This is a genomic window from Halopseudomonas sp., assembly GCF_036961105.1.
In the GTDB taxonomy this organism is placed as follows: Bacteria; Pseudomonadota; Gammaproteobacteria; order Pseudomonadales; family Pseudomonadaceae; genus Halopseudomonas.
Window position 1 is genome coordinate 94,465 of sequence record NZ_JBALWW010000014.1, and the last position, 7,625, is coordinate 102,089.

Genomic DNA, 7,625 nt, shown 5'->3' on the forward strand with positions numbered 1-7,625 from the left:
GGCGCCCGCTGGCAAATACCTGACGCGCAACCAGCACCCGTGTATGGCCGACCCGTTAGCCGCTCAGGCCTGATGTGCCCTGCCGGCAAGCCAGGTGACCAGAGCCTCCGGCGACATCGGCTTGGCTATCAGGTAACCCTGCCCTTCATCGCAGCCCCAGGACGACAGCAAATCATAGTCCTGTTGGGTTTCTACCCCCTCGGCTATGACCCGATAGCCCAGCTCGTGCGCCAGCTCGATGATGGTGGTAACCAGCCGCCGATTTACACTGTGTTGCTGCAGGCCATCCACAAAGGACTTGTCGATCTTCAGCGCCGATGCCGGTATTTCGCGCAGATATGACCAGTTGCTGTAGCCTGTACCAAAGTCATCGATGGCAACCTGGATACCTTCCTGCCTGAGGCGCAGTAGTTGCTCCCTGACGGCACGCGGATTGCTGATCAATACGCTTTCGGTAAACTCCAGCTCAAGCGCTGCGGGCTCGACGCCAAAGCGTTGCATATTTTCCCGTAGCTGCTCGGCAAACACTGGGGTTTCCAGGTCACCGGCCGAAATATTGATTGAGACCACCAGATCCAGACCCTGTGAGCGCCATTCCTGTAGCTGCCGTAACGCTTCATGCAGCACCCACAGGGTCAGGTCATGCACCAGCGCGGTCTTTTCCGCCAGCGGAATAAACTCGGCCGGGCCAACATTGCCCAGCTCTGGATGCTCCCAGCGCAACAGAGCTTCCACACCCGTACAACGGTCATCCACCATGCTCAGTTTGGGCTGATATTCCAGGCGAAACTGATCGTCGGCCGAAAGCGCAGAGGCAATACCACCGAGCAAGGCAAAGGAACGCTGATGCGCCCTTTCGAGCTCCGGTTTGAACCAGGCCCACCTTTCGCTGAAGCCAAGGGCGTAATCGGCGGCGCTGATGCTCAGACGCAGCCAGCTGGCGTGATCAGCCACGCCTGGATGCAGCGGCAACAAACCAATCGCCGCCTGCGTTTGAATCGGAATACCCTGACACAGGACGGGCAGCTTCAACCTTTCCAGCAACTGGCCGCTGAGTGTTTCACAGGTCTCACGCGAGCTGTCTTCCAGTAGCACCGCGAAGCGTGTGGGGCTCACCTTGTAGAGGTTGGTGCCGCGAGGCAGCATTTCCTGCAGTGAGCGCGTGGTTTCAATCAGCATGTCGTTGAAAAAACCGTACCCGAGCGCCTTTACCACATCCTCGACATACTGCACTCCAAACACGTCTACGAGGATCACATTGCTGTGGGCCGCCCGCTCATGCAGACGCAGGATGTCGTCACTCAGCCGCACACTGTTGAACAAACGGGTGGCCGGATCGATAAAGCTTCGATCACGCATCGCCGTCATCCGCGTCATCACCAGATCGGCCAGTTGCTCCAGGGTGGTCAGCTCGGCGTTCATCCAGTTCACTACGCGGCTTGGTATCTATTATGCACAGCGACCCCAGCATCAGGCCGTCATTTGTAATCAGCGGTGCGCCCGCATAAAAACGAATGCCCGGCGTGCCGGTTACCAGCGGATTATCGCGAAATCTCGGGTCAGTACTGGCATCGGTAACCTGCAGCGGGGGCTGGTGCGGAACGGCATATACGCAGAAGGACTGATGGCGCGGCGTCTCTTCGATCCCCAGGCCCACGCGGGCCAGGAACCACTGGCGCTGATTATCCAGGATCGATACAAAGGCGATTGGGGCCTTGAGGCACCTGGCGGTAAGCTCAACCAGCTTTTCCAATGCCTGATCCTGGCCATGGCTGGTGAGATAGAGCTCATCAACTCGCCGTTGCCGCTCGGTTTCGAGCTCCGGGCAAGGTCCAACTGCATGTTCTAAGAACATCCTGATCCTCGATGCGACAACAGCATTCCATTGATATAGCAGGACTAAAGGCACCCACGTAGCCGCGCATTCAGCGCGCTCGCCTTTACCAATCCCATACAAGAAAATACCCCACTCACCGAGCATACTCCCGGTCAGCCGCGTTGCGTAAAAATTGTGTCGGTTTCAGCCCTTTATCGAAGCGCAGTCACCAGTCCGGCCAACAAGCAATAAAAAGCCCCGGGCGTAGGACCCAGGGCCTTTCATTAACAAGCGCGAGCAGAACCGCGGGCAGTTCAGCGCGCTCGATCAGCGGTGCTACAGCGCATCAGGAACCGATCAGATCACGCAATACGTAATGCAGAATCCCGCCGGCCTTGAAGTAGTCGATTTCGTTGCGGGTGTCGATTCGACAGAGCACCTCAAAGTTGACCTTGTCGCCGTTGCTGGTCGTAGCCACTACCTTGAGCGTCTGGTCGGGCTTGAGGTCATCATCAATGCCCTGAATATCCACCAGCTCGTGCCCATCCAACCCAAGGCTGCCCACATTCTGGCCATCCTGGAACTGCAGCGGCAATACGCCCATACCAACCAGATTCGAGCGGTGAATACGCTCGAAGCTTTCGGCGATCACCGCCTTCACGCCCAGCAGATTGGTGCCCTTCGCCGCCCAGTCGCGGCTGGAGCCGGTACCGTATTCCTTGCCGGCAAACACCACCAGAGGTGTGCCTTCCTGCTGATAGCGCATGGCCGCGTGGTAGATCGACATGCGTTCGCCACTGGGCGTGTGAATGGTTTCACCACCCTCTTCACCGCCCAGCATGCGGTTACGGATGCGGATGTTGGCGAAGGTGCCGCGCATCATCACCTCGTGGTTACCGCGCCGTGAGCCGTAGGAGTTGAAGTCCTCGGGCTTGACGCCCAGGCTCTGCAGATACTCACCAGCCGGCGAGCTGGCCTTGATGTTGCCGGCGGGCGAGATATGGTCGGTGGTGATGGAGTCACCGAATACCGCCAGCACCCGCGCCTGATCGACCGGCTGCAAGGGCTTGAGCGGTTGGTCGATATCATCGAAGTACGGCGGATTCTTCACGTAGGTGGAGTTGTCATCCCAGGCATAGGTTTTGCCTGCGCTGGTCTCAATCGCCTGCCAGTGTTCGTCGCCGCTGAATACATCGGCATAGCGCGCCCGGAACATACCGTCTTCCACCAGCGCCACCGCCTTGGCAATCTCGGCGTTGCTCGGCCAGATGTCCTTGAGAAATACCGGGTTGTTGTCGGCATCCAGACCCAGCGGTTCTTCCGCCAGATTCAGCCGGGTGTTACCGGCCAACGCATAGGCCACCACCAGCGGCGGCGACGCCAGCCAGTTGGCCTTCACCTGCGGATGTACCCGCCCTTCAAAGTTGCGGTTACCCGACAGCACCGCCGAGACCACCAGATCATTCTCGCTGACCGCATGCGCAATCTCGTCCGGCAGCGGGCCGGAGTTGCCAATACAGGTGGTGCAGCCGTAACCCACCAGATTGAAACCCAACTGGTCGAGATAATCCGTCAGCCCGGCCTTGTCCAGATAATCGGTGACCACCTTGGAACCCGGCGCCAGGGAAGACTTGACCCAGGGCTTGCGTACCAACCCGAGTTCCACCGCCTTCTTGGCCACCAGCCCGGCGGCCATCATCACGCTCGGGTTGGAGGTGTTGGTGCAGGAGGTAATAGCCGCAATCACCACCGCGCCGTGGCTCATCACATGTTCCTTGCCGTCGACCGTGATGGTCGCCTGGGCGTTCTGTGCGCCCACCGCCGTACCACCGCCGCCCTCGCCTTCCAGCCGCGCCTGCTCCTGGTCAGCCGGCGCCACCTGCAGCGCCAGCAGGTCATCAAAGGCCTGGGGAATATCGGGCAACGCCACGCGATCCTGCGGGCGCTTGGGCCCGGCCAGGCTGGCTACTACTTCGGACATGTCCAGATGCAGACTATCGGTGAAAGCCGGCTCATCACCGGGGTCACGCCACAGCCCCTGGGCCTTGCTGTAAGCCTCAACCCGCGCCACCACCTCTTCCGGCCGGCCGCTCAGGCGCAGGTAGCGCAAGGTCACGTCATCCACCGGGAAGAAGCCGCAAGTCGCGCCATACTCCGGCGCCATATTGGCGATGGTCGCACGGTCCGCCAGCGGCAGATCGGCCAGGCCGTCGCCATAGAATTCGACAAACTTGCCCACCACGCCGCGCTTGCGCAGCATCTGCGTGACCGTCAGCACCAGATCGGTGGCGGTCATGCCTTCGCGCAGCTTGCCGGTGAGTTTGAAGCCGATTACCTCGGGGATCAGCATCGATACCGGCTGGCCGAGCATCGCCGCCTCTGCCTCGATACCACCCACACCCCAGCCCAGCACGCCCAGACCATTGACCATGGTAGTGTGCGAGTCGGTACCTACCAGAGTATCGGGATAGGCCCAGAGCTTGCCGCCCACCTCGGAGGCCCACACGCTCTGCGCCAGATATTCCAGGTTTACCTGGTGGCAAATGCCCGTGCCTGGCGGCACCACGCGGAAGTTATTGAAAGCCGTCTGACCCCAGCGCAAAAAAGCGTAACGCTCGCCATTACGCTGCATCTCGATCTCCACGTTCTGCTCGAACGCCTGCTCGCTGGCAAAGCGGTCCACCATCACCGAATGATCGATTACCAGATCCACGGGTGACAGCGGATTGATCTGCTGCGGGTCGCCACCCGCCCTGGCCACGGCATCCCGCATCGCCGCCAGATCGACCACCGCCGGCACCCCGGTGAAATCCTGCATCAGCACCCGCGCCGGGCGGTACTGGATCTCGCGGGCGGACTTGCGTTCATCCAGCCACCCGGCCATCGCCTGAATATCATCCAGGGTTACGGTCACGCCATCCTCGTTGCGCAGCAGATTTTCCAGCAGCACCTTGAGCGACTTGGGCAGCTTGTCGATGCCCTTGAGCCTTTCCGCGGCTTTCGCCAACGAATGGTACTCATAGGTCTTGCCCTCGACATCGAGCGAGGCTTGGGTATTCAGGCTATTGGCTACGGACATTCAGACATCCTCTTTGTGGCTAGCTCATTGCCAGCACTTTAGTTGCTATACTTTTCACCGTACTGATGATCAAACACGTCTGCAACTGGCTATTCAGCCATTCCGGTTGCTGCCGATATCCTAAGAATAGACAACTCGATGGGAATTCATTCCCACTACTGCAGCCAAGGACGCCATCCATGCGCAATAATCAGCCAACAACTCAGCGCGAGCGCACCTTTCCGGAAGAGCAACGCCTGATCTCCACCACCAATCTCAAGGGTATCATCACCTACTGCAACGACGCCTTCGTAGACGTAAGCGGCTTTGACCGCACCGAACTGATCGGCAGCCCCCACAACATGGTGCGCCATCCAGACACCCCCTCCGCCGTGTTTGCGCACATGTGGGCCGACCTGAAAAAGGGTCACGCCTGGATGGGCATCGTAAAAAACCGCTGCAAGAACGGCGATCATTACTGGGTTAATGCCTTCGTCACTCCCATCTATGAAGGCGGGCAGATCCAGGGTTATGAGTCGGTGCGGGTCAAAACCACCGCCGGCCAGGTGCAACGCGCAGAAGCCCTCTATGCCCGCCTGAACAAGGGCAAGAAAGCCTTTGGCGCAGACTGGTCCGGCGTAGCGCTGCACGTGATACCCAGTGCCTTGATGCTGGCAGTCGGCGCCGCCGCAGGCGCGGCCATGGGCTGGTCCGGCGTGGCTCTGGGTGCAGCTATCGGCCTGCCCGCCGGCCTGGCATTGAAAGCCATATTTGACCAACGCCTGTCCCGCATCATCAATGTCGCCGACAGCAGCATCACCGACCCCTTGCTGGCACAGATGTACACGCCCTACCAAGGTGCGCTGGGACAGATCGAGATGGCCATCCACAGTCAACAGGCGCGGCTGCAAACCTGTCTAACACGCCTTGCCGACAGCGCCGAGCAACTCAAACGGCAGGCGGTCGAAGCCAGCCAGTTGGCCACCCAGAGCAGTAGCGGACTGGCGCAGCAACGCAACGAAACCGATCTGGTAGCCGCCGCCATCAACGAAATGGCCGCCGCCACCCAAGAGGTCTCGGGCAACGTGCAAAGCACCGCCACCGCCACCCGCGACGCCAGCGATCTGGCGCTGCACGGCAAGACAGTCGCCGCCCAGGCGCGAGGCGCCATCGAGAGCCTGCTGAATGCGGTCAATGCCGCTTCGGGCGTCACCAACAAACTGGCCAGTGATGCGCGCGAAATCGGCACAGTAGTCGATGTGATCAAGGGCATTGCCGAGCAGACCAACCTGCTGGCACTGAACGCCGCCATCGAAGCCGCGCGCGCTGGCGAACAGGGCCGCGGCTTTGCCGTGGTGGCCGACGAGGTACGCGCGCTGGCCAGCCGCACGGCGCAATCCACCGAGCAGATTCATAGCCTGATAGCCAACCTGCAGCAAGCCGCACAGGGCACTGTAGAGAGCATGCGAGTCGGTAACGAGCAAGCCGAACGTGGCGTGGAACAGGTCATCGCCGCGGATGAGGCGCTCGAGGGGATACGCCAGGCGATAGAGCGCATCAACGACATGGCCGGACAGATCGCCAGCGCCGCCGAGGAACAGAGCCACGTCGCCGAAGAGATCAACCGCAACGTCACCAACATCGCCAGCCTGGCCGACAGCACCTCACAGGACGCGCAACGCAGCGCCGACCTCAGCGGCGAACTGAGCGCCACGGCCGAGCAACAGGTGAACCTGGTGGAACGTTTCAACCGACGCTGAGCGTGCGCAGGGCTCAAGCGGTCGAATGCCCTCTCGACCAGCAATACCCGCCCCACCACCGCAGTCAAGGGGCGGAATCTGGCTGCGCTATACCCGCTCAGCGTCGCACTAATAGATCGACACAACCTTCAGTTTTTGTAGAAAGGCTGTACTCCATTGATAGCGATATCGGTGCCAACTACCACCACCAGCGGAACGGAAAAAATAACCAGCAGACCGTCGGCCATAACCGCAAGCGGTGTGACGAGCGTGCGCAAACCCAGCAGATGCGGCCGCAGACTCTCTTCTACGCGAATTTGATAAGGTCGGTTCAACGCCTGAGTTTGCATGGACTCATCCACTCGCAGCCCATTCGCCGGATAGCGAGTGCCGTCAACGCTGCCTTCAAAAACCAGCCGATCACCCTCAGCGTGGTAACCAATGGCCAGGGCCGCAGACCGATCAGCCTCGCGCGCCCGGCGGATAGAAAACCGGTATTGCCCTGAAACCCGTTGCATCGAGCTGACGCTGAAACCCTCAAAGCTGGCGTTAACCTGATCGTGAAATTCAGCAGCAAAGGTTTTGCGTACGACCTCTGGCAGGGGAAACACATAATGATGATCTGGCGTCAACACGACCATCCATTGCTCATCCGCCGACACCATCACCGCATCCAGGGTCTCGGTGTACTCGCGCGTTTTGTAAAGCTCGCTGGTGACACAACCGCCAGCCAAGAAAAGTACAGCGATCAGCGCCGCCCTGCATAATTTGTTCATCCAGCCTCCGGGATAAATCACTGCGAAGCCACCCTGCTTCGCTACGCGGTCGGTATACCGCAGAACGTCCGCAGCCGCAGGTCATCTAGCCCGCAATTGCAGACTGGGTCCCGTTTTAAACGGCAGAAATCTTACACATACAAAAGGCCGCCCTAAGGCGGCCTCAGACTGCTGACAAAGCCCTGGCTCTTTAGCCGGGGCTTTGTTTTTATATGGGCACTCCAGAATGTCAGGGT

At 60.0% G+C, this 7,625-nt stretch carries 5 protein-coding genes; 1 reads left to right on the forward strand and 4 read right to left on the reverse strand.

Annotated elements, in window-relative coordinates; all coding sequences use genetic code 11:
• Positions 1-63: 63 nt before the first annotated feature.
• The 3 genes from V7756_RS13785 to acnA form a co-directional block, all read right to left on the reverse strand.
• The gene (locus V7756_RS13785) at positions 64-1,422 is read right to left on the reverse strand and encodes a putative bifunctional diguanylate cyclase/phosphodiesterase (RefSeq protein WP_335610771.1); all 1,359 of its coding nucleotides are present in this window, start codon (positions 1,420-1,422) and stop codon (positions 64-66) included.
• Entirely contained in the window at positions 1,352-1,855 is a 504-nt protein-coding gene (locus tag V7756_RS13790; protein ID WP_335610764.1) for a GAF domain-containing protein, read from the reverse strand. Before V7756_RS13790 ends, V7756_RS13785 begins: the two co-directional genes overlap by 71 nt.
• 307 nt (positions 1,856-2,162) lie before the next feature.
• Positions 2,163-4,895, reverse strand: coding sequence for an aconitate hydratase AcnA (gene acnA / locus V7756_RS13795; protein ID WP_335610765.1), 2,733 nt, complete (start codon positions 4,893-4,895; stop codon positions 2,163-2,165).
• Between the two features lie 179 nt (positions 4,896-5,074).
• On the opposite strand from acnA, the gene V7756_RS13800 reads away from it, so the two are divergent.
• Positions 5,075-6,634 (forward strand): methyl-accepting chemotaxis protein, encoded by a 1,560-nt coding sequence (locus V7756_RS13800; RefSeq protein ID WP_335610766.1) that lies wholly within the window; start codon positions 5,075-5,077, stop codon positions 6,632-6,634.
• Positions 6,635-6,762: 128 nt separating this feature from the next.
• Here the strand turns inward: V7756_RS13800 and V7756_RS13805 are convergent, their stop codons facing one another.
• Positions 6,763-7,389 carry a hypothetical protein gene (locus V7756_RS13805; protein ID WP_335610767.1) on the reverse strand — a complete coding sequence of 209 codons (627 nt, stop codon included), beginning with the start codon at positions 7,387-7,389 and terminating at the stop codon, positions 6,763-6,765.
• Positions 7,390-7,625: the final 236 nt, after the last annotated feature.